We start from the raw sequence: 25,002 nt of genomic DNA on the forward strand, positions 1-25,002 counted from the left end.
TACGGTGGCGGGAGGAACCTCGCAAAGAGGACACCTGCAGCGCCCAGAGTCGGGAGGCACCATGGTGCGGCGTGCGGTTGTCAGAGCGTCCATCGCGGCGGCGAGCACGATCCTCGCCGCCGGCGTCGTCACGGCCTCCGGTCCACCGGCTGCCACCGCCTCGCCGACGCCGCCGGGTTCCCTGGCGCCGCTCGCGGCGCCGGCCCCGGCGTCCGCTCCTGCAGCGCCTGTGGCCGCCACCGCGCCCTCCGCCACCACCGCGTCCACGACGCTGCAGGTCACGACGGTCGTGTCGGGCCTGTCCTACCCGTGGGACCTCACGTGGGTCGGCAGCCTCATGCTCTACGACCTGCGCGGCGGGCAGGTGTGGTCCAAGCGCGACGGCGCCGCCCCGCGTCGGGTGACGATCAGCGGCTTCCCGTCCCTCTACGTCAACAGCGAGGGCGGGCTGCTCGGGATGGTCGCCGACCCCGGCGCCGCGACGAACAAGCGGTTCTACACCTGCCAGTCGGTCCGCGGCTCCACCGGCAACCCGCTCGACGTGCGCGTCCTGCGCTGGCGGCTCACGAGCGACACCACCGCGGTCTCCGACGGCTCGCCCGTCGTCACCGGGCTGCCCGTCACCAGCGGGCGGCACTCGGGCTGCCGGCTGCGCTTCGGCACCGACGGCAGGCTCTACGTCGGCACCGGCGACGCCGCGACCGGCACCAACCCGCAGAGCCTGTCCTCGCTCGGCGGCAAGGTGCTGCGCGTCAACGCCAACGGCACGATCCCCTCCGACAACCCCTTCTACTCCCGCGGCGGCAACGCCCGGTACGTCTGGAACTTCGGGCACCGCAACGTCCAGGGCCTGGCGCTGCGGCCGGGCACGAGCGAGCTGTGGTCGGCCGAGCACGGCACCGACCGCGACGACGAGATCAACCTGTCGGTCCGCGGCGGCAACTACGGCTGGGACCCCGTGCCCGGCTACGACGAGTCGACGCCGATGACCGACCTGTCGAAGTTCCCGTCGGCGCGCACGTCGCAGTGGTCCTCCGGCTACCCGACCGTCGCGACGAGCGGGGCCACCTTCCTGCGCGGCGCGGCCTGGGGCCAGTGGCAGGGCGCGCTCGCGGTCGGCCTGCTCAAGGGGCAGGGCCTCTACCTCATGCGGCTCAACCCCTCGCCGACCACCGGGAAGGTCGCCCACGTCGAGCGCCTCGCCGTGGCCCAGGGGTACGGACGCGTCCGCGCCGCCCAGCTCGGCCCCGACGGGTCGCTGTGGTTCACGACCTCCAACGGCAGCAACGACCGCATCGTCCGGGTGCACCCGACCGGGACGGTGCCGCGCAAGAGCGGTGGGCAGCTCGTCACTCCGGTCGGGGTGACGGCAGCCCGCACGGGTACCGAGGTCGTGGCGTTCGCCCGCGGCGCCGACGGCGTCGTGCGCTTCACCCGCTCCACCAACGACGGCTCCACGTGGGCCTCGTGGGCCAACACGTGGGTGTCCTCGACCGACGCCCCGTCGGCCACGAGCTCGCGCGCCGGACGCGTCGACCTGCTGACCCGCAACGCCTCGGGCCAGGTCGTGCACACCTGGTACGTCGGGGGTGTCCGCAAGGGCGCGACCAACCTCGGCGGACGCGTCGTCTCCCAGCACGCGTCCTCGCTCGGCGACGGCACGCTCGACGTGTTCGCGGTGGCGCCCGACGGCACCGGCCTGCGTCGGCACTTCGACGGACGCGTGTGGCGGGCGTGGCTGCCGGCCGGGGGCGTCTTCACCTCGGCGCTGTCGGCGTCGGCCTCGCCCTCGGCGAAGGGCACGATCGTCAGCGGCCGGGGCACGAACGGCGCGACGTACGAGGCGCTCTTCACCCCGAACAGCACGAGCCGCGGCACGTGGACGCTGCGCTACGACTCGCTCTCGCTCTTCTCGGCCCGGGCGCTCGGCGACGCCTTCCCCGGCCAGGCGCGGGTGGCGGTCGGCGTCGGCATCGACGGGCGCCTCGTCGTGCAGCGCGGCAGCATCCTCACCGGCACGGCCGCGGCGTCCACGTCGGCGCCCGACGTCGTGGCCCGCTCCGACGGCGGCTTCCTCGCCTTCGGCCGTGCCTCCGACGGCACGCTCTCGCTCTACGACGCGCGCCCCGGCCAGTACGTCGTCCGTTCCCTCGGCGGCACCGTCCGCTGACCCCGGCGGGGTGCGCGATCCCCTCAGGAGTGCGCGGTTCCGTCAGGAGCGCTGTCTGCTCGGCGCACTCATCGGGGAAACGCGCACTTCTGGCGCGAAGACGCACGGCTATGGCCGGCTCAGGCCGGCTCAGGCCGGCTCAGGCCGGCTCAGGCCGGCTCAGGCCGCCCAGCGTCGGGAGTCGGCGATCGCCTGCGCCGCCCGGGCCCCGATGAGCCGGACGTCGTCGCGCTCGTCCCAGACGTACCGGGCGAAGAAGTAGCCCTTGCGCCGCATCGCGTCCTCCCGCCGCTTCTCCTCGAAGGCGGCCTCCCTGCCGCCGTACTTCTGCGCGCCGTCGAACTCGACGAGGACCCGGGTGCCGCGGATGCGGAAGTCGGCGAACCGCGGACCCAAGTCGGTCTTGACCTCGAACTGCGGGTCGAGCACGTAGCCGAGGGCGCGGAGCCGGTGGCCGATGATGCTCTCCCCGGGCGACTCGATGCGCTCGTCCGCCTCGCGCAGGATCGCGCGCACGGGACCGATGCCGCGGCAGCCGGCCATCAGGTCGCAGGCCAGGTCGAGCTGCTCTGCCGTCACGAGCCCCCGGTGCAGCGCCGCGTCCGCGGCAACGAGAGCGGTGAGCGGCACGCCTTCGAGCCCGGCCTGGACGACGCCGACGGCGGTGGGTACGCGGTCGGGCAGACCGCCGGAGAGGGGCGACGGAAGGTCGGGAAGGGCGCGGTGGACCTTCAGCCCACGCCCGTTCCGCGTCGTACCGTGGCCCTTCCTCGTCAGGTGGACCACGCCGAGGTCGAGGGCGTAGTCGGGCAGGTTCTGCGCCACGAGCACCGACTGGTGGCTGAGCAGCGCCCGACCGCCGAACCTGCGCCACCCGGCCGTGGCCCGCAGCCAGTGCAGGTCGCGAGCGTCACGAGCAGGACGCACCGAGTACCAGCCCCGAATCAGTGGCACGAGGAGGCCGGCCCGGACGGCGGCGGCGATGGCGGCATCGGAGTGCCCGGCGGCGGACAGTCGGGCAGCGCTGACGACGTCGTCCCGGGCCAGCTGCTCGACGTCCATGCCGTTCATGATGGCCCGACCGACGCAGGCGCCGCGGGGAGCCTGTGGACAGCCGCGGGCGATGCCGCCAGAGGTGCGCGCTCCCCGCACCGATGCGCGTCGCATCGGCCACCCCTGGTGGAAACGCGCACTTGTGGCGCAAGTCCGCACGGCTGGCGTGGGTGGGTGTGGGCGTCCACACGTCGGGCAACGGTGTCCACCAGTCGGGCAGATCGGGTTCAATGTGGCGGGTGACACCGGAGTCACTCCGTCGAAACACCCGTGCCACACGCGAGGCGTCGTGGCCCCGTCCGAGGTGAGCACACGTGACCGAAGCACCCGCCGCGACCCCGACCATCACGATCCCCGCCGAGCTGCGGCCCAGCGACGGACGCTTCGGGTCCGGGCCCTCGAAGGTGCGCCCCGAGCAGGTCGAGTACCTCGCCTCCCTGGCCGGCACGGTCCTCGGCACCTCGCACCGCCAGGCCCCGGTCAAGAACCTCGTCGGCGAGGTCCGCCAGGGCCTGCGCGACCTCTTCAGCCTCCCCGACGGCTACGAGGTGATCCTCGGCAACGGCGGCTCCACCGCGTTCTGGGACATCGCCGCGTTCGGCCTCGTCCGCGACCGCGCCCAGCACCTCGCGTTCGGCGAGTTCTCGAGCAAGTTCGGCGCGGTCACCAAGGCCGCCCCGTTCCTCGGCGAGCCGACGATCATCACGGCCGACCCCGGCACCCTGGCGACCCCGCGGGCCGAGGCCGGCGTCGACGTCTACGCCTGGCCGCACAACGAGACCTCCACCGGCGTCATGGCGCCGGTCCGACGCGTCGAGGGTGCCGACGACGACGCGCTCGTGCTCGTCGACGCGACGTCCGGCGCTGGCGGCCTGCCCGTCGACATCACGCAGGCCGACGTCTACTACTTCGCGCCGCAGAAGTGCTTCGCCTCCGACGGCGGTCTCTGGCTCGCGCTCTTCTCCCCCGCCGCGCTCGCCCGCGTCGAGGAGATCGCCGCGACCGGCCGCTGGGTGCCCGACTTCTTCAGCCTGCCCACCGCGATCGACAACTCGCTGAAGAACCAGACCTACAACACCCCGGGGCTCGCGACGATCGCCATGCTCAACAGCCAGCTGCAGTGGCTCAACGGCAACGGCGGCCTCGACTGGGCCGCGGCCCGCACCAAGGACTCGAGCAGCCGCCTCTACGCGTGGGCCGAGCAGACCGGCTACACGACGCCGTACGTCGCCGACCCGGCCGCGCGCTCGCAGGTCGTCGGCACCATCGACTTCGACGCCTCGGTCGACGCCGCCGCGGTGGCCACGGTGCTGCGCGCCAACGGCATCGTCGACGTCGAGCCGTACCGCAAGCTCGGCCGCAACCAGCTGCGCGTCGCGATGTTCCCGGCCGTCGAGCCCGACGACGTCACGACGCTCACCCGGGCGATCGACCACGTCGTCTCCGCCCTGCGCTGACCTCGCGCCGACCCCGCGCTGACCCTGCGCTGACCCTTCGTTGACCCCTCGCCGACCGCTCGTGTGGCGGACACCACACGAGGCGATACCACGACGCGTGACCTTCCGCCTCCCGACTCGTTGACCCCTGCGACCGCCAATGGGGGCGGCTGTCATCGAGGAGTCACCATGGTCCGCATCGTCCGAGCCGGTCGCGTCAGCCGACGCGTCGCCGCGGCGCTGCCCGTCATCGCGCTCGCGGCCACCGGCATCGCCGTGGCCGCCCGTTCCGGGGCCGACCCGACGCCCACCGCGCTCACCGTGCCCGACCAGGCCGTGACGCAGTCGGCCGGCCCGGACTACCCCGACGCCGGTCCCGCGCCGGCACCGATGCAGCTGCCGCCGGTCTACGACACCTACACCTCCGACTACGCGAGCGTCGCGGTCCCGAGCGCCGCTCAGGAGGCCGTGCACGCCCTGAGCGGGCTCATGCCCGTGCGCCTCGACTCCAACGGCATCCCGAGCCTGGCCCTCGCGGCCTACCAGCAGGCGGCCGGCCTGCTCGACCACGTCGACCCCTCGTGCGGCGTCGACTGGGCGCTGCTCGGGGCCATCGGCCGCGTCGAGAGCAACCACGCGCAGTTCGGCGGCAACCGGCTCGACGCGTCGGGCGTCGCCCGCCCCGGCATCATCGGCATCCCGCTCGACGGCAGCCGCGGCACGAGCCGCATCACCGACACCGACGGCGGGCGCCTCGACCGCGACAGCGTCTACGACCGCGCCGTCGGCCCCATGCAGTTCATCCCGACCTCGTGGTCCTCGATGGGCCGCGACGGCAACGGCGACGGCGTCTCCGACCCGCAGAACCTCACCGACGCCGTCACCGCCGCGGGCGCGATGCTCTGCTCCGGCCACGCGAACCTGCGCGACCCGCGGGCCGCCTACGACGCGGTCTTCCGCTACAACCACTCCGACAGCTACGTGCACAGCGTGCTGTCCATCGCCGACGCGTACCGCCGCGGCGTCTCGGTCGTGCCCGTCGGCTCCCTGCCGGCCGCGCGGCCCGCTGCCGGCACCGGCACGGCCACCCCCGACGGTTCGGGGTTCGCCTACGCCGGTCCGCCGGCCCACCAGCCGACGGCTTCGCCGGGGGCCCGCCCCACACCGGGCTCCTCGGCGAAGCCGTCGCCCTCCGCCTCGAAGCCGGCCCCGAAGCCCTCGGGCTCGAGCACCCCGGCTCCGAAGCCCGCGCCGTCGAAGGCGCCGCGCCCGGCGATCACCGTGCCGGTCCCCAAGGTGCCGGGGGTCCCCCTCCCGACGCCGACCGTGCCGGTGCCCGTGCTCCCCTCGGTCCCGCCGCTGCCGGTGCCGACCCTGCCCGCCGAGATCGTGCGCCTGCTCGCGCTGCCGCACCTGCCGCTGCTCCCCGGCGACCCGACGGGCCTGGTCCGCGTGCTCGACCCGCTCTCGGCCAAGGTCGTGTGCCTGCTCGACAAGAAGGTCGTCACGTGCCCGAGCGGAGGGCTCCTCGGCTGAGGCCGAGGTCACCCCTCACACGGAAGCGGCCGTCCATCCGGGGCGGCCGCTTCCGTCGCGTCCGGGGGACCCACGCGTCAGGGTGCCCACGCGTCAGGGTGCCCACACGTCAGGATGCCCACGCGTCAGGGGCCGACGCGTCGGTCAGGGGCGACCGGCCACTGGCGGTGCGGAGGGGTCGACGCCCTCGGTCCCGGCTTCGCGGCGCAGGTAGTCCTCGATGTTCTCGATGTCCTCGCGGTTGCGCTCGACGACGGCCAGCAGCGAGGACATCGAGCTGACCTCCTCGACCTGCTCCTTGATGAACCACTGCATGAACTGGTCGGAGGCGTAGTCGTTCTCGGCGCGGGCGACGGCGGTCAGGGCGTTGACCTGCTCGGTGACGCGCTTCTCCTGCTCGAGCGCGAGCCGCACCGGCTCGACGATGTCGGCGAAGTCGTTGCGCGGGGCCTCGACGCCGGGGATCGTCACGGTCGAGTCGGTGTCGAGCAGGTACTGCACCATCATCATCGCGTGGTCGCGCTCCTCGAGCGCCTGGCGGTGGAACAGGGCCGCGGTCTGCGGCATCGTCAGGGTGTCGTAGTACACGGCGATGGCCACGTACTGCTGGTGCGCGGCGTACTCGTGGGCGACCTGCTCGTTGAGCAGCTCGACGAACTTCTGCGATGCCATGGGGGTGGGCTCCTGCGTCGGCGCGGTCGGGCGGCCCCATCCTAGGGAGACGCCCGACGCGTCAGCTCACGGGACGCGGCTCAGCGATTGACGACCGCCGCGACGACGGCGATGACGATGAAGAGCACGAGCGCCGCGACGGTGATGCGGTGGCGGAACTTGAAGTTCACTTCGTCACCTCGGGCGTCGCCGGGATCTCCGACGGCGTCGCCGAGGCGAGCTGGATCCGGAAGCGGGGCCGGGACTGGGTCTGGAAGGTCACCGCGACATTCTGCCGACGTGCGAACCAGAGAGCCACCGCCCCCAGCGACAGGCCGACCGCGGCGGTGCCGATGCCGATGGTCCAGCGCGGGCCCCAGACGTCGCCGATCCACCCGATCACGGGCGCCCCGATGGGGGTGCCGCCCATGAAGATCGCCATGTAGAGGGCCATGACGCGGCCCCGCATGACCGGGTCGACGCTGACCTGCACCATGGCGTTGGCGGTGGTCAGCGCGGTGAGGGCCGACAGGCCCGTCGGCACGAGCCAGACCGCGAACATGACGTAGTTGGGCGCCGTCGAGAGCAGCGCCGTCGACGCGGTGAAGCCGGCGAGCGCGACGAGCAGCACCCGCAGCCGCGGCCGGGCCCGACGCGCCGAGAGCAGCGCGGCGGTGAGCGAGCCGATCGCCATGATCGAGCCGAGCAGGCCGTACTCCCCCGGACCCTTGTCGAAGACCTTCGTGGCCATCAGCGCCATCGTCAGCTGGAAGTTCATGCCGAAGGTGCCCAGCACGAAGACGAGGGCCATGACGAGCATGATGTCGGGGCGGCCCCTGACGTAGCGCAGGCCCTGGCGGATCTGGTGCTTGCCGCGGGCCCGGGGCGACGGGGTGAGCAGGCTGGTGTTCATCCGCAGCAGCGCGACGAGGACGAAGACGAACGTGGCGGCGTTGGCATAGAGCGCCGGTGCGATGCCGAACCACGCGATGACGAGGCCGGCGACGGCGGGCCCGACGAGGCGGCCGAGGTTGAACGACGCGCTGTTGAGGGCGACGGCGTTGGGCAGGTGCGCCGTGTCGACCATCTCGGAGACGAATGTCTGGCGGGCCGGGTTGTCGACGGCCGTCGCGACGCCCTGGAGGAAGGCGAGCGCGTACACGTGCCACAGCTCGACGACGCCGGCCGCGGTGAGGACGGCGAGCAGCAGGGCCGTGACGAGCAGCGCGGTCTGGGTCAGGAAGAGGATGCGGCGCTTGGGGAAGCGGTCGACGAGCATCCCCGCGAACGGCGCGAGGATGAGGAAGGGCAGGAACTGCAGGCCGGTGACGATGCCGAGCGCCGTGGACGAGTGGTCGGTGAGGACCGTGAGGACGAGCCAGTCCTGGGCGACGCGGCCCATCCACGTGCCGACGTTCGAGACGATCGCGCCGGAGGCGTAGATGCGGTAGTTGGGGATCGAGAGCGAGTGGAAGGTGGGGCTCACTTGGACGCCACCTTCGCCAGCACGACGGCGGCGCGCTGCAGCAGGTCCCTCTCGTCGTCCGTGAGGGTCTCGAAGCGCTCGAGCATCCACTCGTCGCGGTGGCGGCGGATGCGACGCAGCGCCTTGCGACCCTCGGGGGTCAGCGACAGGATCACCTGCCGGCCGTCCTGGGGGTCGTCGGCCCGGGCCACGTAGCCCTGCTCGACGAGGGCGCCGGTGGTGCGCTTCATGCTCGGGGCGGAGACGCGCTCGATGTCGGCGAGCTCGCTGTTGGTGCGGTGGGTCTCCTCGAGGCGGCACAGCACGGAGAAGTGGTGCGGCGGCAGCTCGCGGTCGGACTCGAACCGGACACGGCGCGAGATCCGCATGCACGCGAGGCGGATGTCGTTGCTCAGCGAGACGAGCTCGCTGCGGGAAAGGGTCTTGGTACGCAAACGGGTGCTTTCGACAGTTCTGTTCCTGGTGATGCTTAGCCTAACTCATTACTTCTGCTAACTATTCCGAAGTCCGTCGAACCCGCCACGGACCGGACACGGCGAGAGCCCCCACCCGGTGCGGGTGGGGGCTCGCGACGGGACGAGCGGGAGGCGTCGGTCAGCTGAAGAGGCTCTCCAGCGGCGTCTTGACGAAGTACACGACGAAGAAGCCGGCGACGACCCACAGCAGCGGGTGCACCTGGCGTGCGTGGCCCTTGGCGATCTTGACCAGGACCCAGGCGATGAAGCCCGCGCCGATGCCGACCGTGATGTTGTACGTGAACGGCATGAGGACGATCGTGAGGAACGCCGGCAGGGCGACCTCCATCTCGGTCCAGTCGATGTTCGTCACCTGGCTCATCATGAGGAAGCCGACGATGACGAGCGCCGGGGCCGCGGCCTCCGACGGGACGACGGCGAACAGCGGCGCGAGGAACGTCGCGAGCAGGAACAGGACGCCGGTGACGACCGACGCGAGACCGGTGCGCGCCCCCTCCTCGACGCCGGAGGCCGACTCGATGTACGAGGTGTTGCTGCTGACGCCACCGGCACCACCGGCGATCGCCGCGACGGAGTCGACGACGAGGATGCGGTCGGTGTGCGGCGGGTTGCCGTCCTCGTCGAGCAGCCGGGCCTCGGTGCCGATGGCCACGACGGTGCCCATCGTGTCGAAGAAGTCGGCGAGCAGCAGCGAGAAGACGAACATCACCGCGGTGACGATGCCGAGCTTCTCGAACGAGCCGAGCAGGCTGAACTGGCCGAGGATCCCGAGGTCGGGCGTCTGCGTGACCGAGTCGGGCAGTTTCGGCACGGTGAGCGACCACGCCGACGGGTTGGTCAGCGCACCCTTGTCGTCGTAGACCCGGCCGCCGATGTGGAAGATCGCCTCGAGGACCATCGCGAGGACGGTCGCCCCGACGATGCCGATGAGGATGGCGCCCTTGACCTTGCGGATGAGCAGCATCGCGATGAGGAAGACGCCGACGACGAAGACCAGCGTCGGCCAGCCGTCGAGGCTGCCGCCGATGCCGAGCTCGCTCGGCACGGAGCCGGGCGTGGTCGGGCGGCGGGCGAAGCCGGCGTCGATGACGCCGATGTAGGCGATGAACAGTCCGATACCGACCGAGATCGCAACCTTGAGCGGCGCCGGGATGGCCTTGAAGACGGCCTTGCGGAACCCGGTGAGCACGAGCACGAGGATGATGACGCCCTCGATGACGACCAGGCCCATGAGGTCGGCGAAGGTGATCTTCTCGGCCCGGTGGGTCAGCACCATGCCCGTGATGAGGCCGTTGATGCCGAGGCCCGCCGCGAGGGCGATCGGGAAGTTGGCGACCAGACCCATGAGGATCGACATGACGCCGGCGATGACGGCGGTGCCGACGGCCACGAGCAGCTTGCTCTTGGTGAGGTCGGTGGTGCCGCCGATCATCGTGCCCGAGCCGTCGATGACGCCGGAGAGGATGATCGGGTTGAGCACGACGATGTAGGCCATCGTGAAGAAGGTGACGACGCCGCCGCGGACCTCACGGGCGAGCGTGGACCCACGCTCGGTGATCCGGAAGAAGGCGTCGACCCCGGAGACGCCCGAGCGAGCGTGGGTATCGGTCGACATGGCGCACACCTTAGTGGCGGGACCGGTGGGGGGACGATTCGGACGCGTGTGCAGACCCTAGGCTGTGCTGCGTGACCGACCCGAACGCCGCGCACGACCCGCAGCCCGACGCCGAGTCCCCGGCTCCCGCCGAGGAGCTGCGGCCGCTGCCCGTGCCGATGCGCCGCATCGTCGAGGTCGGCATCCTCGCGTGGGTCGTGGCGCTGCTCGTCGTGCTCGTCGTGCCGGCGCTGCACACCGGCGACCGGGACTGGTGGCCGTGGACGTGCGTCGCCGGCATCGTGCTCGGCGGGATCGGCTGGAGCTACCTGCGCCGCGGGCGCGGCAACGCCAGGGACGCCGGCTGACGCGCTGGACCCGCAACACACCGAGTAGTTGCCAACCCGTTCGGGTTATTCCAACCCCGGTTGGCAACTGCTCGGTATGTTGCGGAGGAGCCGATCAGCCTCGCTGGTCGGTGGCCGGCGCGTCGGGTGTGTCGTCGTCGGTGGACGCGTCGTCGGTCGACGCGTCGGTCGTGGACGCGTCGGGCTCGGGCGTCGTGCGCTCGACGGGCTCGAGGTCGACGGCGAGCTCGTCGATGACGGGGTCGCCGACCGGCACGGGTGCCGGGTGGTCCTCGTCGGTCTCGGAGTGCGCGCCGCACCCGTGGTCGAGGCTGACGACGCGGCCGTCGGAGGGGCTCCACTCGTTGGCACACACGCCGAAGACGGCCCGCAGCGCGCCCGCCATCGGCACGAAGTAGCCGCACGACGAGCACCGCTCGGACGCCTTCTGCGCGACCTCCGAGGTGGGGCCGTTCTCGCCCTCGTACCAGCGCATCGCGGCGGTCTCGCGGCCCTCGGCCGACAGGACCCGCTTGCGGCCGAGGCCGAGCTCGTCGAGGGCGACCCGGTCGACGTCCTCGTCGCCGGTCGCCTCGAAGCCGGCCTCGAGGTTGGGGTCGTCGAGGCGGTAGGGCAGCACGTCGCCGGCGCCGAGGTCGCCCGGGGCGAGGCGGTCGGCGTAGGGCACCCACTCGGGCGCGAGCACGGCGTCGGAACCGGGCAGCAGGTTGGTCTCGCAGACCGTGGCGACCTTGCCCCGGGGCACGCGCGCGACGCTGACGCCCCAGCGCCAGCCGCGGTAGCCGGGCGAGGTGCAGGCGAACCAGTGCATGGCGAGGCGCTCGCCCAGCGCCTCGACCCCGAGGTGCTCCCCGACCGTGCCGGGCTCGGCAATCCCGTCGAGGGCGCCGCGCGCGAGGTCGACGGCCGCGGCGAGCACGGCGTCCTGCTTGGTGGTGGTGGCGATCATCGCCGTCACTTCTCCAGCTCGTCGGCGAGGCCGCGCAGGGCCCGCGCGACGTTCGAGGTGAGCTTGCGCTCGGGACGGCGACCGGCGCGGTAGGCGTTGCCCACCCCGTCGAGCAGCTGCACGACGTCCTCGATGATGACCGTGAGCTCCTCGGTCGACCTGCGCTCGCGCTTGGTGATGTTGGCGGCGACCGACTGCGTGGGTTCGAGCACCTTGACCTGCAGCGCCTGGGCGCCCTTGCGGCCCTCGACGACGCCGAACTCGACGCGCGCGCCCTTCTTGAGCGTCGTGACGCCCTCGGGGAGCGCGTTCGCGTGCAGGAAGACGTCACGGCCGTCGTCCTCGGAGATGAATCCGAAGCCCTTGTCCGCGTCGTAGAACCTGACCTTGCCAGTCGGCACAGCCCACCTCGTTGATCTCGGTCGCTCGGCCCTCCCGGGCACGACGCGATGGCGCTCCTTGCGCTCTGCTCCAGCCTAACGGCTGGGAGCAAACGGGATTTCGCCCTGTGCCCCGTGGGGCACGCCGGCCGCGCGTGTCAGGCGGACGCGTCGCTCGGGCTGATCCCCCACGTGCCGGTCCACTCCTGCCCGGGCTCGAGCACGACGAGGCCGTCGCCGGAGTTGAAGGCCTCGGCGGGGCAGCTCATCGGCTCGACGGCGATGCCGGGCACGCCCTTGCGGTCGCGGGCCACGGCGGTGAACACCTGCAGCCACGGGAAGGCCTCGTCGGCCCACAGCGTCAGGGTGCCGGACGCCGTGGCGACGCTCGCGCGCCAGGCCCCGTCGTCGTCGCGCAGGACGTCGGTGAAGGCGGTGTCGAGGTTCGTGGCGCCGACGGCGCGCGCTGAGCGGAAGTCCTGCTCGGTGCCCTCGACGGGCGTCGTGCCGGTCGGCAGCAGGCGGTCGTCGACGTCGACGCGCGTGGCGGCGGGCACCTGCAGCCGCACGTCGGACAGGTCGGTGTCGCCGATGGCGAGGTAGGGGTGGGCGCCGTAGCCGAACGGCGCCGGGGCGGTGCCGACGTTGCGGGCGGCGACGGTGACGACGAGGCCGGAGTCGTCGAGCAGGTAGGTGGTGCGCAGGTCGAGGTGCCAGTCCCAGCCCGGCTGGGGGTGCAGGCGGTAGCCGACGGTCACGGCGTCGTCCTCGAGGTCGACGAGCTCCCACAGGGCCCAGCGCACGAGGCCGTGGCTCGCGTTGCGGAGCGGCACCTCGGTGACGGGCAGCTGGTGCTCGGTGCCGGCGAAGTCGTAGCGACCGTCGCGGATCCGGTTGGGCCACGGCATCAGCTGCTGGCCGCGCCCGGAGGCGCACGCCTCGTCGGCGTCGTAGCCGGCGACGAGGTCGATGCCGTCGCGGGTCAGCGTGCGCAGCCCGCCGCCGACCTCGACGACCGTCGCCTCGAAGGGGCCGTGCCCGATGGTCCACTGCTGGCCCGTCGGCGACGGCGGCCCGGACGGACCGGGCGAGGCGGGGCTGAGCGCGCTCATGCGGCACACGCTAGCGGTCCACGATGCGTGACGAGCGCAGGTGGGCAGCAGGCGGGCACTAGGTTGGGAGGATGGCCACCCCGAGCCGCAGCCTGGCCGACGACATCCGCGGGCGCAGCGACGCCGAGCTCGTCGACCTCGTGCTCGCCCGGCCCGACCTGGCCCGACCGGCCCCGGCCGACCTCACCGGTCTCGCGGCACGGGCCAGCACCCGGGCCAGCGTCCAGCGCGCCGTCGAGGCCCTCGACCGGGGGCACCTGCAGGTGCTCGAGGCGCTGCTCGTCGCCGGCGACGGCGTCCCGCTGGAACGCGTCCGTGAGCTGCTCGGCACCGACGACGTGACGCTCGTCGAGGCGCTCGTCGAGGACCTGTGGCGCCGCGCCCTCGTGTGGCGGGGCGCCGACGGCGAGCACGTCGTGCGCACCGTGCCCGAGGTGCTCGGCACGTCGTTGGCCGGGCTGGGGCCGCCCCTGCGCGAGCTGCGCCAGACCTTCGTGCCCGAGGATGCCGACCCCGTCGCCATCGGGCAGGCCCTCGCCGAGGCGCCGTCGGAGGCGCGGACCATGCTCGAGCGGATGACGTGGGGCCCGCCGCTCGGTGTCATGCCGACCGGGCCGGCCGGGCGGTCCACGGCGCGCTGGCTGCTCGAGCGCCACCTCCTCGTCCCCGTCGCCTCCGACCGCGTCATGCTCCCCCGCGAGGTCGGGCTGGCCCTGCGCGGCGGGCACCTGCACCGGGCCCCCGAGCTGACCCCGCCCGACATCGAGGCGCGCAGCGTGTCCCTCGTCGACGCCGTCGCCGGCGGGGCCGCGAGCGAGCTGCTCACCCACGTCGACGAGCTCGCCGCCGCGTGGGGCGCCGAGCCCCCACGCGTCCTGCGCGCCGGGGGCCTCTCGGTGCGCGACCTGCGCGCCGTCCAGGACGTGCTCGACGTCGACGCCGACCGCACCGCGTTCGTCGTCGAGGTGGCGCACGCCGCGGGCCTCGTCGCCGACGACGGTGAGGTCGTGCCCGTGTGGGCCCCCACCTCCGAGATCGACGACTGGAGCAGCGCCGAGTCCGGCCACCGCTGGGCCACGCTCGCGCTGGCCTGGTTCGCCTCCACCCGGGCGCCGCACCTCGTCGGGCGACGCGCGTCGGGCAGCGGCACCGCCAACGCGTTGGGCCCCGACGTGCAGTGGCCCGCGATCCGCGCCGTGCGCCGCGACGTGCTGCGCGAGCTCGCCTCCCTCGAGCCGGGGCAGGCCGCCGACGCCGAGTCGCTGCGGGCCCGGCTGACGTGGCGCCGGCCCAACCGTCCCTCGGCGGTGCTCGGCGAGGCCGTCGACGCCGTCCTTCGGGAGGCCGAGTGGCTCGGCGTCACCGGGCGCGGGGCCCTCTCACCGGCCGGCCGGGTGCTCGTCGACGAGGAGCCGCCCGAGGGCGACCGGCTCGCCGCCGTGGCCGCGGCCATGTCGCCGCACCTGCCGGCGCCCGTCGACCACGTGCTCGTCCAGGCCGACCTCACGGCCGTCGCCCCCGGGCCGCTCGTCGGCGGCCTCGGCTCGTTCATGCGGCTGTCGGCCGACGTCGAGTCGCGCGGCGGCGCCACGGTGTACCGGTTCACGCCCGAGTCGGTGCGCCGGGCCCTCGACGCCGGGTGGAGCGCGGCCGAGTTCCTCGACACGGTGCGCCGCTCGAGCCGCACGCCCGTGCCGCAGCCGCTCGAGTACCTCGTCACCGACGTCGCGCGCCGCCACGGCCAGACCCGCATCGGCGGCGCGGCGGCGTACGTCCGCTCCGACGACGAGTCGGTGCTCGACACGATGCTCGCCTCCCGCGACCTCGCTCCCCTGCAGCTGCGCCGGCTCGCGCCCACGGTGCTCGTGTCGACCGCGAACCCGCGCACCCTCGTCGACCTGCTGCGCGACAACGGGTTCGCCCCCGTCCACGAGGGGTCCGACGGCACCGTCGTGCACGCCGAGACGCCGAAGCGTCGGGCCGGGTCACGGCGTCGGGGCCCCGGCCCGGTGGTGTCGCCGGTCGACCGCGACAACACCCGCTCGCTCGTGTCGGGGCTGCGCGTCGCCGAGGCCACCGCCGTGCAGCGGCGCGCCGACGAGGAGGCCCGCCCCGGTCCGCGCCTCGAGGCCATGGACCCGGTCGTGACGCTCTCGCTGCTGCGCGACGCCGTCGCCGACCGGCACGGCGTCTGGATCGGCTACTCCGACGGCCACGGCACGACGACGCGTCACCTCATCCACCCCCAGCGGGTGGAGGGCGGGCGCGTCCGGGCCACCGACGAGTCCGGCCACGAGCGGTCGTGGTCGGTGCACCGCATCACCGGCGCCAGCCTCGAGGCCTGAGCGGCCGTGACGGGTCTCGGGCGTCACGGCGACCACCGGCCGGCGTTCGTGCTGCACGACCACCGCAAGCCGCGGCCGCACTTCGACCTGAGGCTCGAGGAGGGCGGCGTGCTGCGCTCCTGGGCCGTGCCGAAGGGCCTGCCGTCGTCGAGCCGCCACGACCGGCTGGCCGTCGCCGTGGACGACCACGCGATGGACCACCTCGACTACACCGACGCGGACAAGTCCGTCGCCGACACCGGGTGGTGGCAGGAGGAGTCGCGCGACGACCGCCGGATCGTCTTCGTCCTGCACGGGCGGGGCCCGGCGCGGCGGTACGCGCTCATCCGGACCGACCGCGACTGGCTGCTCCACCTGACCAAGGAGCAGCCGGACCAGCCCGGCTGAGCGCCGTCAGGCCCCGGCGAGGGCCCGAACGACGTTGCTCGGGCTGGGCCGGCCGAGCCGCCCGGCCATCCAGACCGAGGTCTCGACGAGCGCGTCGAGGTCGACGCCCGTCTCGACGCCGGCGCCGTGCAGCGCCCACACCAGGTCCTCGGTGGCGAGGTTGCCGGTCGCCGACTTCGCGTAGGGGCAGCCCCCGAGGCCGCCGGCCGACGCGTCGACGACCGAGACGCCGTCGGCCAGCGCGGCCATCGTGTTGGCGAGCGCCTGGCCGTAGGTGTCGTGGAAGTGCACGGCGACGCGGTCGGTGCCGATGCCGCGGCGGCCGAGCGCGTCGAGCAGGCGGTGCACGTGCCCGGTGGTGCCGACGCCGATGGTGTCGCCGAGGCTCAGCTCGTGGCAGCCGAGGTCCATGAGGCGCTCGGCCGTCTCGACGACCTGGTCGACGGGCACCGGCCCCTCCCACGGGTCGCCGAAGCACATGGACACGTAGGCGCGCACCCACATGCCGTCCGCGAGCGCCCGCTTCACGACCGGCTCGAACATCGCGTACTGCTCGGCGACGGACCGGTTGAGGTTCTTCTGCGCGAAGGTCTCGGTGGCCGAGCCGAAGATCGCGATGGCCGTGAGGCCCAGCTCCTCGGCCCGGTCGAGGCCGCGCTCGTTGGGCACGAGGGCGGGGCGAGCACGCCCGATGCCGTCGGGCCCGAGGGCGCCGAGCACCTCCTCGGCGTCGCCCATCTGCGGCACCCACTTCGCGGGCACGAACGAGGTCGTCTCGATGGTGCCCAGCCCGGCGGCCTCGAGGCGCCGGATGAACTCGACCTTCGTGGCGGCCGGAACGACGGTCTTCTCGTTCTGGAGGCCGTCGCGCGGACCGACCTCGTAGATCGTCACCTTCGCCGGCAGCCCCGTCGCCGCCTCGACCTGTGGGGATCGCATTCGCCCATACTGTCACCACGGCATCCCGCCCCGGTTCGAGGTATTCGACGACCACCGGCGGTCGCGGAATACCTCGAACCGGCGAGAAGGTTGAGCACTGACGATGAATGACGGACCCCTGATCGTCCAGAGCGACAAGACGCTGCTCCTCGAGGTCGACCACCCGCGCGCCGAGGCAGCGCGGCGCGCCATCGCCCCCTTCGCCGAGCTCGAGCGGGCACCCGAGCACGTGCACACCTACCGCATCACCCCGCTCGGCCTGTGGAACGCGCGCGCCGCCGGGCACGACGCCGAGCAGGTCGTCGACGCCCTCATGGGCTTCAGCCGGTACGCCGTGCCGCACGCCCTGCTCGTCGACGTCGCCGACACGATGGACCGCTACGGCCGCCTCACCCTCGAGAAGGAGGGCTTCGCCGACTCCCCCGAGGGGACGCGTCTCGTGCTGCGCACGACCGACCGCCCGGTGCTCGAGGAGGTGCTGCGGCACAAGAAGATCAAGCCGCTGACCGGCGAGCGTATCGACGACCTCGCGGTCACGGTCCACCCGAGCGAGCGCGGCACCCTCAAGCAGGAGCTGCTCAAGGTCGGCTGGCCGGCCGAAGACCTCGCCGGCTACGTCGACGGCGAGGCCCACCCCATCGACCTGCGCCAGGACGGCTGGTCGCTGCGGCCCTACCAGCAGCACGCCGTCGACGGCTTCTGGCACGGTGGCTCCGGCGTCGTCGTGCTCCCCTGCGGCGCCGGCAAGACGCTCGTCGGCGCCGGGGCGATGGCCGCGGCCAAGGCCACGACGCTCATCCTCGTGACGAACACCGTCAGCGCCCGGCAGTGGAAGGACGAGCTACTGCGGCGCACGAGCCTCACCGAGGACGAGATCGGCGAGTACTCCGGCGCCCGCAAGGAGATCCGCCCCGTTACCATCGCGACCTACCAGGTGCTGACGACCCGCCGGAAGGGCGCCTACACCCACCTCGACCTGCTCGATGCCCGCGACTGGGGCCTCGTCGTCTACGACGAGGTGCACCTGCTGCCCGCTCCGATCTTCCGGATGACTGCCGACCTGCAGGCGCGGCGTCGGCTGGGCCTGACCGCCACCCTGGTGCGCGAGGACGGGCGGGAGGCCGACGTCTTCAGCCTCATCGGCCCCAAGCGCTTCGACGCGCCGTGGAAGGACATCGAGGCGCAGGGCTACATCGCCCCGGCCGACTGCGTCGAGGTGCGCATCACGCTGCCCGAGGGCCAGCGGATGGCCTACGCGACGAGCGAGCCGGACGACCGCTACCGCCTCGCCTCGTGCACCGACGCCAAGCTGCCGGTCGTCGAGACGCTGGCGAAGAAGCACACCGGCGAGCCGACGCTCGTCATCGGCCAGTACCTCGACCAGCTGCACGAGGTGGCCGAGCGGCTCGGCGCCGACGTCATCACCGGCGAGACCACCGTCAAGGAGCGCCAGCGGCTCTACGACGCGTTCCGCACCGGGGAGATCAGCACGCTGGTCGTCAGCAAGGTCGCCAACTTCTCCATCGACCTGCCCGAGGCCAGCGTCGCCATCCAGATCAGCGGCACCTTCGGCTCGCGCCAGGAGGAGGCCCAGCGCCTCGGACGCGTGCTGAGGCCCAAGGGCGACGGCCGCACGGCGCACTTCTACACCGTCGTCTCGCGCGACACCGTCGACGCGGACTTCGCCGCCCACCGGCAGCGCTTCCTCGCCGAGCAGGGCTACGCCTACCGGATCGTCGACGCCGACGACCTCTGACGCGTCCCGCCCGTCTCCTCAGGGGCTCGCCCCCGTGGTGGCACGGGCGGGGCCCCGTCCGACGTGGTCGGACGGGGCCCCTGGGGGAAGCCGGCACTCGGTGTGCCGGAGTGGTCCGCGGACCGGTGCCCGCCCCGTGGACCGGGCCGCGGACCTGGTGGGTCGATCAGCGCCGGTCGCGGTGACCGGACCAGCTCGAGCCGTCACGCGAGCCGTCTCGGGAGCCGTCGCGCGAGCCGCTCCACGACCCGTACCGGGAGCCGTCACGGGACCCGTCGCGGTCGCCGTCGCGCCCGTCGCCGTCGCAGCGGGTGCGGTCGCGGTCGCCCCAGCCGTCGCGGGTCCAGAAGACGCGGTCGCGCCGCGCGTCGGCGAGGACGCGGACGACACCCTCCTTCGTCGTCTGGGACTGCACCGCGGTGCGGAGGTCGGCCAGCTGGGTGCGCGCCTTCTCGAGCCGGGCGGCGGCGCGGGCCTTCTGCTCGGCGGTGAGCCGGTCGCTCGCCTGGATCTTCTCGGCGAGGGCCACGACGCGCGCGGCCTGACGGTCGATCGCCGCCGTGACGCGGGTCTTCAGCTCGTCGAGCGTGAGGCTCGCGAAGCTGGTCCCGGTGTGCGCCGGGGCGAGGGCGTGGACGGCGGGTGGGCTCGCCGTGACCGGCGTCGCGCCCGCCGAGGCGGCGGTGGCGACACCCGACGTGGCGAGGAAGGCCGCCGCAGCGGCGGCGGCTCGGACCGTGGTGCTCTTCGACAACTCGACCAGCTCCTTTGCAAAACCCCCATGGTGTTGCTTCGGACCCCATCCAGTCTGCCCGAAATGTCCGAATCCGCCACCGGAGGCGCCGGACCCGCCCAGCGGTTTCACAGCAAAGGTGCAGGAAAGTTCCCAGCGAACTCCCAGCCGACGTGCTGACACTGTTCACGTGGACACCCAGACCGCCCCGGCCCCCGAGGCCAGACTGCTCATCGTCGAGGACGAGCCGAACATCCGTGAGCTGCTCGCGACCTCCCTGCGCTTCGCCGGCTTCGAGGTCGAGACCGCGGCCGACGGCACCAGCGCGCTCGCCATGGCCGAGGAGACCGAGCCCGACCTCGTCGTCCTCGACGTCATGCTCCCCGACGTCGACGGCTTCGAGGTGACCCGCCGCCTGCGCGACCGCGGCCGCCAGCAGCCGATCGTCTTCGTCACGGCCCGCGACGCCACCGGCGACAAGATCCAGGGGCTCACGGTCGGCGGCGACGACTACGTCACCAAGCCGTTCAGCCTCGAGGAGGTCATCGCCCGCATCCGGGCGGTGCTGCGCCGTACGCGTGGGGCCGTCGACGAGTCCGCGACGCTGCGCTTCCACGACCTCGAGCTCAACGAGGACTCCCACGAGGTGCGCCGCGGCGGACGCGTCATCGACCTGTCCCCCACCGAGTTCAAGCTGCTGCGCTACCTGCTGCTCAACCCGAACCGGGTGCTGTCCAAGCTGCAGATCCTCGACCACGTCTGGGACTACGACTTCCGCGGCGAGTCAGGCATCGTGGAGTCGTACATCTCCTACCTGCGGCGCAAGATCGACGCCGACGGGCCCTCGCTCATCCACACGAAGCGGGGCGTGGGCTACGTCCTGCGCGTGCCGCCCGAGACGACGAGCTGACCCGAGCCGATCCACCCGACGGAGCCTGCATGAACCCCGAGCCGGCCACCGGAGCGCCCGAACGCCCCGCGCGTCCGACCCGCGGGCGACGCCGCGCCTTCGGGCGCCTGCGCGCCCTGCCGCTGCGCTGGCGCCTCCTCGGCGTCGCGCTCGGCCTCATCCTCGTCGCCCTGGCGATCGTGACGCTCGTCGTCAGCGCCCTGCTGCGCCAGTACCTGATCGGGCAGTCCGACCAGGAGCTGTCGGTCTACGCCGACAGCATCCAGCGCTACCAGGCCCAGGACCTCGTCCAGGGCAAGCCGCTGCTGCCGAGCGGGTTCACGCTGCGGCTCATGCCGGTCGGCTCCACCGAGACGATCAACCTGAACGAGGCGGCCACCGAGCCCGACGACTCGCCCGCCCTGCCGCGCCTCGGCCCCGAGGACGACAAGGTCGAGAGCGGGCGGTCGTTCCAGGTGCCCTCCGAGGGGGGCGGCAGCAGCTGGCTGGCGATGGCGCGCCCGACCGCCGACGACAAGGCGGCGTTCATCGTCGCGCTGCCGTTGCGCGGCCTCGAGAGCACCGTCCAGCAGTTCATCTGGTACGCCGTGGCCATCGGCGTCATCGTGCTCATCGTCTGCGCCGCGCTCGGCTGGTACCTCGTCGGGCGCACCTTCCGACCCCTGACCCGCATCGAGGACACCGCCGCCCAGATCGCCGGCGGCGACCTCACCCGACGCGTCGCCTTGCCCGACACCGAGGACGAGGTGGCCTCGCTGTCGCGCTCGCTCAACGCGATGCTCGGCCGCATCGAGCAGAGCTTCGCCGTCCGGGAGGCCAACGAGGCCAAGATGCGGCGGTTCATCGCCGACGCCTCGCACGAGCTGCGCACCCCGCTCGCGGCGGTCGGTGGGTACGCCGAGCTCTACCGCCAGGGCGCGCTGCCCACCGCCGAGGCGGTGACCGGCGCCATGGGCCGCATCGAGAGCGAGAGCCAGCGCATGAGCGGGCTCGTCGAGGACCTGCTGACCCTGGCCCGTCTCGACGGCGAGCGCCCGCTCGAGATCCAGCCCGTCGACCTCGCGGTGCTCGCCGCCGACGCCGCCCAGGACGCCCGCACCATCGCCCCCGACCGGCACGTCGTCGCCACCGGCATCCACGGTCCGATCGGCCCCACCGAGCTCGAGGCCGACGAGCGCCAGCTGCGCCAGGTCGTCACCAACCTCGTGACGAACGCCCGGATCCACACGCCTCCCGGCACCCCCGTCGAGATCCTCGTCGGACGCGTCGACCCGGCCCACGTCGCCCTGCACGTGCGCGACCACGGGCCCGGCATCCCGGCCGAGGCGCGGGCCGCCGTCTTCGAGCGGTTCTACCGCGCCGACACCTCCCGCAGCCGCGGCAAGGGCGGCGGCAACGGCCTGGGCCTGGCCATCGTCGAGGCGATCGTCGAGGCCCACCGCGGGTCGGTCCGCGTCGACGAGACGCCCGGCGGCGGAGCCACATTCGTCGTCGAGCTACCCGTCCACGCGGCGCGCGACGATCGCACAGGCGATTCCTAGGAAGGCCACAACGGCGTCAAAAGCTCCCCCGGTGTCATGGAGTTCAGGCACACCAGACGAGGAGGAGCCATGACCCTGGCACCTGACAACACCCAGCGCATCCCGCAAGGCGGGGACTACTACAGCCAGTCCGCACCGCCGCCCCCGCCCGCGTTCGGACAGGGCCAGCAGACGCCCCCGCCGCCCCCGCCGCGCAAGGACCGCCGCGTCGGCCAGACGGCCGTCACCGCCCTCCTCGCCGCGGTCCTCGCGAGCGGTGGCACGTACGCGGTGACGCAGTACGCCGGGCAGGACACCGCGTCCCCGACGGCGTCCTCCTCGAGCACGACGCAGGGTTCCACCCAGGGCTCCTCGCCCACGGTGATCCAGGGCAACGCGTCGAGCCCCGACTGGACCGCCGTCGCCAAGGCCGCCGCCCCGAGCGTCGTCAGCATCGACGTGACGACGCAGCAGGGCGAGGCCGCCGGCTCCGGCGTCGTCTTCGACAAGGCCGGCCACATCCTGACGAACAACCACGTCGTCGGTGACGCGGCGGGCGGGCAGGGCCAGATCACCGTGACGCTCTCCGACGGACGCACTTACAGCGCGTCGATCGTCGGCACCGACCCCTCGACCGACCTCGCCGTCATCAAGCTCAGCTCGGTGCCGAGCGACATCGTCCCGATCACCCTCGGCGACTCCGAGGCCCTCAAGGTCGGCGACCCGGTCATGGCCGTGGGCAACCCGCTCGGCCTGTCCGGCACCGTCACCACCGGCATCGTCTCGGCGCTCAACCGCCCGGTCAGCACGAGCACGGCGGACCAGAACCAGAACCAGTCGCCGTTCGGCCAGCAGCAGGGCAGCAGCAGCACGAGCGAGGACGTCGTCACCAACGCGATCCAGACCTCGGCCGCCATCAACCCGGGCAACTCCGGCGGCGCCCTCGTCAACGCCAAGGGCGAGCTCGTCGGCATCAACAGCTCGATCGCGTCGCTGAGCCAGGGATCCTCCGGCCAGAGCGGCAACATCGGCATCGGCTTCGCCATCCCGGTCAAGGAGGCCAAGTCGATCGCCGACCAGCTCATCAAGAGCGGCAAGGCCGAGCACGCGTTCCTCGGCGTGACGCTGCGCGACACGACCGTCACGGACGGGTCGGCCAAGCGCGCCGGCGCCCAGGTGGCCTCGGTCCAGAGCGGGACGCCCGCGGCGAACGCGGGCCTGAAGACCGGTGACGTCGTCATCGCCGCCGACGGCCAGCGCATCGACTCGGCCACGGCCCTCGTCGCCCAGATCCGCGAGATGACGGCCGGCGACAAGACGACCCTCACGGTCATCCGTGGCGGCCAGCGGCAAGACGTGCAGGTGACCCTCGCCGTCAAGCCCGGCTCCTCGAGCTGACATCCACGCGGCGGCGGCCCGATGCTCCCCGGGCCGCCACATCCTCCGCCCGCGGCGGCGTCCCGAACCCTGACCGGGGCGCGCCGCGGACGGACCCTCGCTCCCGGGGTGGGAGTGACGGGGTGGCACCCGAATCGTCGACCTGGCGCGACGGGTGCCACCCCGGTTGCGTCCCCGGCCGACGATTCGGGGGCCGCCCTGCCCGCCGCGTACCCTTGCGCGGTGAGTGAGACCGAGAACGAGCTGGACCCCGCCGCCGTCGTGCGCCTCGACCCCGAGGACGTCGCCACCGCCGTGCGGGTCCTGGGCCTGGCCCCCTCGCTCGACCTCGACGACCCCGACTTCGAGACCCTCAAGCGCGCGGCCTCACTGATGTACAAGCGGCTCAAGAAGGACCGGCGCAACGCCAAGACGTGGGCCGAGCGCAAGGCCGACCGGCAGGTCATCGAGTCGACGGCCACCGGCTCGCCGATGCGGATCGACGACGAGACCAAGGGAATCCCCTTGGTCTCCAACGCCACCGGCGCGTACGCGGGTGAGCTGGTCAACCCGCGCGGGTGCTACATCTGCAAGCGCGACTACACCCTCGTCGACGCGTTCTACCACTGGCTCTGCCCCGAGTGCGCGGCCTTCAGCCACGGCAAGCGCGACCAGCGCACCGACCTCACCGGTAAGCGCGCCCTGCTCACGGGCGGGCGGGCCAAGATCGGCATGTACATCGCGCTGCGGCTGCTGCGCGACGGTGCGCACACGACGATCACGACGCGCTTCCCGAAGGACGCGATGCGTCGGTTCTCCTCGATGGAGGACTCGGCCGACTGGATCGACCGGCTCAAGATCGTCGGCATCGACCTGCGCGACCCGACGCAGGTCGTCGCCCTCGCGGACGAGGTGTCGGCGGCCGGACCGCTCGACATCCTCGTCAACAACGCGGCGCAGACGGTGCGCCGCTCCCCCGGCGCCTACGGCAACCTCGTCGAGAACGAGTCGGCGCCGCTGCCCGACGGCCTGCCGATGCCCGAGATGGTGACCTTCGACCGGATCAGCGAGGCGCACCCGGCCTCCATCGCCGGCGCGCTCCGGGGCCATGCCGTCGCCCACCACGACGGCGAGTCGGTCGAGCACGCGCTCGCGGCCCAGACCGCCGCGTCGATGACCGCCCTGGCCCTGACCGCCGGCCATGCGAGCCTCGAGGCGCACCGCGCCGGCACCGCCGTCGACGCCGGCGGGCTGCTGCCCGACCTGCAGCGCAACAACTCGTGGACGCAGAAGGTCGAGGAGGTCGACCCGCTCGAGCTGCTCGAGGTGCAGCTGTGCAACTCGACCGCGCCGTTCATCCTCGTGTCGCGGCTGCGCCCGGCGATGCGGGCCGCGGTCGCCGCCGGGGCCCGACGCGCGTACGTGGTCAACGTGTCGGCCATGGAGGGCCAGTTCTCCCGCCGGTACAAGGGCCCGGGCCACCCGCACACGAACATGGCCAAGGCCGCCCTCAACATGATGACGCGCACGAGCGCCGGCGAGATGTTCGAGACCGACCGCATCCTCATGACCGCGGTCGACACGGGCTGGATCACCGACGAGCGGCCGCACGACGAGAAGCTGCGCATCGCCGCCGAGGGCTGGCACGCCCCGCTCGACCTCGTCGACGGCGCGGCCCGCGTCTACGACCCGATCGTGCGCGGCGAGGCCGGCGAGGACCTCTACGGCTGCTTCGTCAAGGACTACGAGCCCAGCCCCTGGTGACGCCGTCGGCCGTGCTGTCGGCTCGACCGTGTACTCCGCCGCGGCTCGCGGCGTAGCGTC

General features: G+C 72.9%; 21 protein-coding genes. 11 read left to right on the forward strand and 10 right to left on the reverse strand.

From position 1 onward, the window contains the following. The first annotated feature begins 61 nt into the window (after positions 1-61). Positions 62-2,170 (forward strand): PQQ-dependent sugar dehydrogenase, encoded by a 2,109-nt coding sequence (locus BIV28_RS16900; protein ID WP_083707448.1) that lies wholly within the window; start codon positions 62-64, stop codon positions 2,168-2,170. 159 nt (positions 2,171-2,329) lie between these two features. Here BIV28_RS16900 and BIV28_RS16905 read toward each other — a convergent pair whose 3' ends face one another. Beyond that, a complete protein-coding gene (locus BIV28_RS16905) occupies positions 2,330-3,232 on the reverse strand; it encodes a hypothetical protein (RefSeq protein ID WP_207556058.1) in 903 nt (300 codons plus the stop codon). A 305-nt stretch (positions 3,233-3,537) separates the two neighbouring features. Here BIV28_RS16905 and serC point away from each other — a divergent pair, with 305 nt between their 5' ends. Both serC and BIV28_RS20320 read left to right on the forward strand, forming a co-directional pair. After that, positions 3,538-4,680 carry a phosphoserine transaminase gene (gene serC, locus BIV28_RS16910; protein ID WP_076263703.1) on the forward strand — a complete coding sequence of 381 codons (1,143 nt, stop codon included), beginning with the start codon at positions 3,538-3,540 and terminating at the stop codon, positions 4,678-4,680. 168 nt (positions 4,681-4,848) lie between these two features. Further along, positions 4,849-6,195 (forward strand): lytic transglycosylase domain-containing protein, encoded by a 1,347-nt coding sequence (locus BIV28_RS20320; RefSeq protein WP_076263704.1) that lies wholly within the window; start codon positions 4,849-4,851, stop codon positions 6,193-6,195. Positions 6,196-6,339: 144 nt separating this feature from the next. Here the strand turns inward: BIV28_RS20320 and BIV28_RS16920 are convergent, their stop codons facing one another. From BIV28_RS16920 to BIV28_RS16935, 4 genes are all read right to left on the reverse strand, one after another. Next, a complete protein-coding gene (locus BIV28_RS16920) occupies positions 6,340-6,867 on the reverse strand; it encodes a ferritin (protein WP_076263705.1) in 528 nt (175 codons plus the stop codon). A 166-nt stretch (positions 6,868-7,033) separates the two neighbouring features. Then, positions 7,034-8,332, reverse strand: coding sequence for an MFS transporter (locus BIV28_RS16925; protein WP_076263706.1), 1,299 nt, complete (start codon positions 8,330-8,332; stop codon positions 7,034-7,036). Then, positions 8,329-8,766: a MarR family winged helix-turn-helix transcriptional regulator gene (locus BIV28_RS16930; protein WP_076263707.1), complete on the reverse strand. Its 438-nt coding sequence runs from the start codon at positions 8,764-8,766 to the stop codon at positions 8,329-8,331. Before BIV28_RS16930 ends, BIV28_RS16925 begins: the two co-directional genes overlap by 4 nt. A gap of 160 nt (positions 8,767-8,926) precedes the next feature. Next, positions 8,927-10,423, reverse strand: a complete 1,497-nt coding sequence (locus BIV28_RS16935; RefSeq protein WP_076263708.1) for an NCS2 family permease — start codon at positions 10,421-10,423, stop codon at positions 8,927-8,929. 71 nt (positions 10,424-10,494) lie between these two features. On the opposite strand from BIV28_RS16935, the gene BIV28_RS16940 reads away from it, so the two are divergent. Further along, positions 10,495-10,770 carry a DUF2530 domain-containing protein gene (locus BIV28_RS16940; protein WP_076263709.1) on the forward strand — a complete coding sequence of 92 codons (276 nt, stop codon included), beginning with the start codon at positions 10,495-10,497 and terminating at the stop codon, positions 10,768-10,770. Between the two features lie 94 nt (positions 10,771-10,864). Here the strand turns inward: BIV28_RS16940 and BIV28_RS16945 are convergent, their stop codons facing one another. The 3 genes from BIV28_RS16945 to BIV28_RS16955 form a co-directional block, all read right to left on the reverse strand. Then, positions 10,865-11,719 carry a DUF3027 domain-containing protein gene (locus tag BIV28_RS16945; RefSeq protein WP_083707456.1) on the reverse strand — a complete coding sequence of 285 codons (855 nt, stop codon included), beginning with the start codon at positions 11,717-11,719 and terminating at the stop codon, positions 10,865-10,867. A gap of 5 nt (positions 11,720-11,724) precedes the next feature. After that, positions 11,725-12,120, reverse strand: a complete 396-nt coding sequence (locus tag BIV28_RS16950; RefSeq protein WP_076263710.1) for a cold-shock protein — start codon at positions 12,118-12,120, stop codon at positions 11,725-11,727. Between the two features lie 137 nt (positions 12,121-12,257). Next, positions 12,258-13,211 carry an aldose 1-epimerase family protein gene (locus tag BIV28_RS16955; RefSeq protein ID WP_076263711.1) on the reverse strand — a complete coding sequence of 318 codons (954 nt, stop codon included), beginning with the start codon at positions 13,209-13,211 and terminating at the stop codon, positions 12,258-12,260. Positions 13,212-13,282: 71 nt separating this feature from the next. On the opposite strand from BIV28_RS16955, the gene BIV28_RS16960 reads away from it, so the two are divergent. Both BIV28_RS16960 and BIV28_RS16965 read left to right on the forward strand, forming a co-directional pair. Next, positions 13,283-15,556, forward strand: coding sequence for a helicase-associated domain-containing protein (locus BIV28_RS16960; protein WP_076263712.1), 2,274 nt, complete (start codon positions 13,283-13,285; stop codon positions 15,554-15,556). Positions 15,557-15,562: 6 nt separating this feature from the next. After that, the gene (locus BIV28_RS16965) at positions 15,563-15,943 is read left to right on the forward strand and encodes a DNA polymerase ligase N-terminal domain-containing protein (protein WP_076263713.1); all 381 of its coding nucleotides are present in this window, start codon (positions 15,563-15,565) and stop codon (positions 15,941-15,943) included. Positions 15,944-15,949: 6 nt separating this feature from the next. Here BIV28_RS16965 and BIV28_RS16970 read toward each other — a convergent pair whose 3' ends face one another. Further along, positions 15,950-16,882 carry a hydroxymethylglutaryl-CoA lyase gene (locus tag BIV28_RS16970; protein ID WP_076263714.1) on the reverse strand — a complete coding sequence of 311 codons (933 nt, stop codon included), beginning with the start codon at positions 16,880-16,882 and terminating at the stop codon, positions 15,950-15,952. A 103-nt stretch (positions 16,883-16,985) separates the two neighbouring features. Here BIV28_RS16970 and BIV28_RS16975 point away from each other — a divergent pair, with 103 nt between their 5' ends. After that, on the forward strand, positions 16,986-18,638 hold the full coding sequence (locus BIV28_RS16975) for a DNA repair helicase XPB (protein WP_076263715.1): 1,653 nt from the start codon (positions 16,986-16,988) through the stop codon (positions 18,636-18,638). A 166-nt stretch (positions 18,639-18,804) separates the two neighbouring features. On the opposite strand, the gene BIV28_RS16980 is transcribed toward BIV28_RS16975, so the two are convergent. Further along, the gene (locus BIV28_RS16980) at positions 18,805-19,392 is read right to left on the reverse strand and encodes a hypothetical protein (protein ID WP_076263716.1); all 588 of its coding nucleotides are present in this window, start codon (positions 19,390-19,392) and stop codon (positions 18,805-18,807) included. Positions 19,393-19,561: 169 nt separating this feature from the next. On the opposite strand from BIV28_RS16980, the gene BIV28_RS16985 reads away from it, so the two are divergent. The 4 genes from BIV28_RS16985 (at position 19,562) to BIV28_RS17000 (ending at position 24,942) form a co-directional block, all read left to right on the forward strand. Continuing rightward, a complete protein-coding gene (locus BIV28_RS16985; RefSeq protein ID WP_076263717.1) occupies positions 19,562-20,281 on the forward strand; it encodes a response regulator transcription factor in 720 nt (239 codons plus the stop codon). Between the two features lie 29 nt (positions 20,282-20,310). Beyond that, positions 20,311-21,822, forward strand: a complete 1,512-nt coding sequence (locus BIV28_RS16990; protein WP_083707450.1) for a sensor histidine kinase — start codon at positions 20,311-20,313, stop codon at positions 21,820-21,822. A 69-nt stretch (positions 21,823-21,891) separates the two neighbouring features. Further along, positions 21,892-23,199 (forward strand): S1C family serine protease, encoded by a 1,308-nt coding sequence (locus BIV28_RS16995; protein WP_076263718.1) that lies wholly within the window; start codon positions 21,892-21,894, stop codon positions 23,197-23,199. Positions 23,200-23,421: 222 nt separating this feature from the next. Beyond that, entirely contained in the window at positions 23,422-24,942 is a 1,521-nt protein-coding gene (locus BIV28_RS17000; protein WP_076263719.1) for an SDR family NAD(P)-dependent oxidoreductase, read from the forward strand. The last annotated feature ends 60 nt before the right edge of the window (positions 24,943-25,002 follow it).

Source organism: Intrasporangium flavum, assembly GCF_001956915.1.
Lineage (GTDB): Bacteria > Actinomycetota > Actinomycetes > Actinomycetales > Dermatophilaceae > Monashia > Monashia flava.

Excerpts from the sequence above, each read along its gene's own strand:
- BIV28_RS16900 (WP_083707448.1), top strand. The coding sequence starts at position 62 with ATGGTGCGGCGTGCGGTTGTCAGAGCGTCCATCGCGGCGGCGAGCACG.
- BIV28_RS16995 (WP_076263718.1), top strand. The coding sequence starts at position 21,892 with ATGACCCTGGCACCTGACAACACCCAGCGCATCCCGCAAGGCGGGGAC.
- BIV28_RS16990 (WP_083707450.1), top strand. The coding sequence starts at position 20,311 with ATGAACCCCGAGCCGGCCACCGGAGCGCCCGAACGCCCCGCGCGTCCG.
- BIV28_RS16945 (WP_083707456.1), bottom strand. The coding sequence starts at position 11,719 with ATGATCGCCACCACCACCAAGCAGGACGCCGTGCTCGCCGCGGCCGTC.
- BIV28_RS16970 (WP_076263714.1), bottom strand. The coding sequence starts at position 16,882 with ATGCGATCCCCACAGGTCGAGGCGGCGACGGGGCTGCCGGCGAAGGTG.
- BIV28_RS16955 (WP_076263711.1), bottom strand. The coding sequence starts at position 13,211 with ATGAGCGCGCTCAGCCCCGCCTCGCCCGGTCCGTCCGGGCCGCCGTCG.
- BIV28_RS16975 (WP_076263715.1), top strand. The coding sequence starts at position 16,986 with ATGAATGACGGACCCCTGATCGTCCAGAGCGACAAGACGCTGCTCCTC.
- BIV28_RS16935 (WP_076263708.1), bottom strand. The coding sequence starts at position 10,423 with ATGTCGACCGATACCCACGCTCGCTCGGGCGTCTCCGGGGTCGACGCC.
- BIV28_RS16920 (WP_076263705.1), bottom strand. The coding sequence starts at position 6,867 with ATGGCATCGCAGAAGTTCGTCGAGCTGCTCAACGAGCAGGTCGCCCAC.
- BIV28_RS16905 (WP_207556058.1), bottom strand. The coding sequence starts at position 3,232 with ATGGACGTCGAGCAGCTGGCCCGGGACGACGTCGTCAGCGCTGCCCGA.
- BIV28_RS20320 (WP_076263704.1), top strand. The coding sequence starts at position 4,849 with ATGGTCCGCATCGTCCGAGCCGGTCGCGTCAGCCGACGCGTCGCCGCG.
- BIV28_RS16960 (WP_076263712.1), top strand. The coding sequence starts at position 13,283 with ATGGCCACCCCGAGCCGCAGCCTGGCCGACGACATCCGCGGGCGCAGC.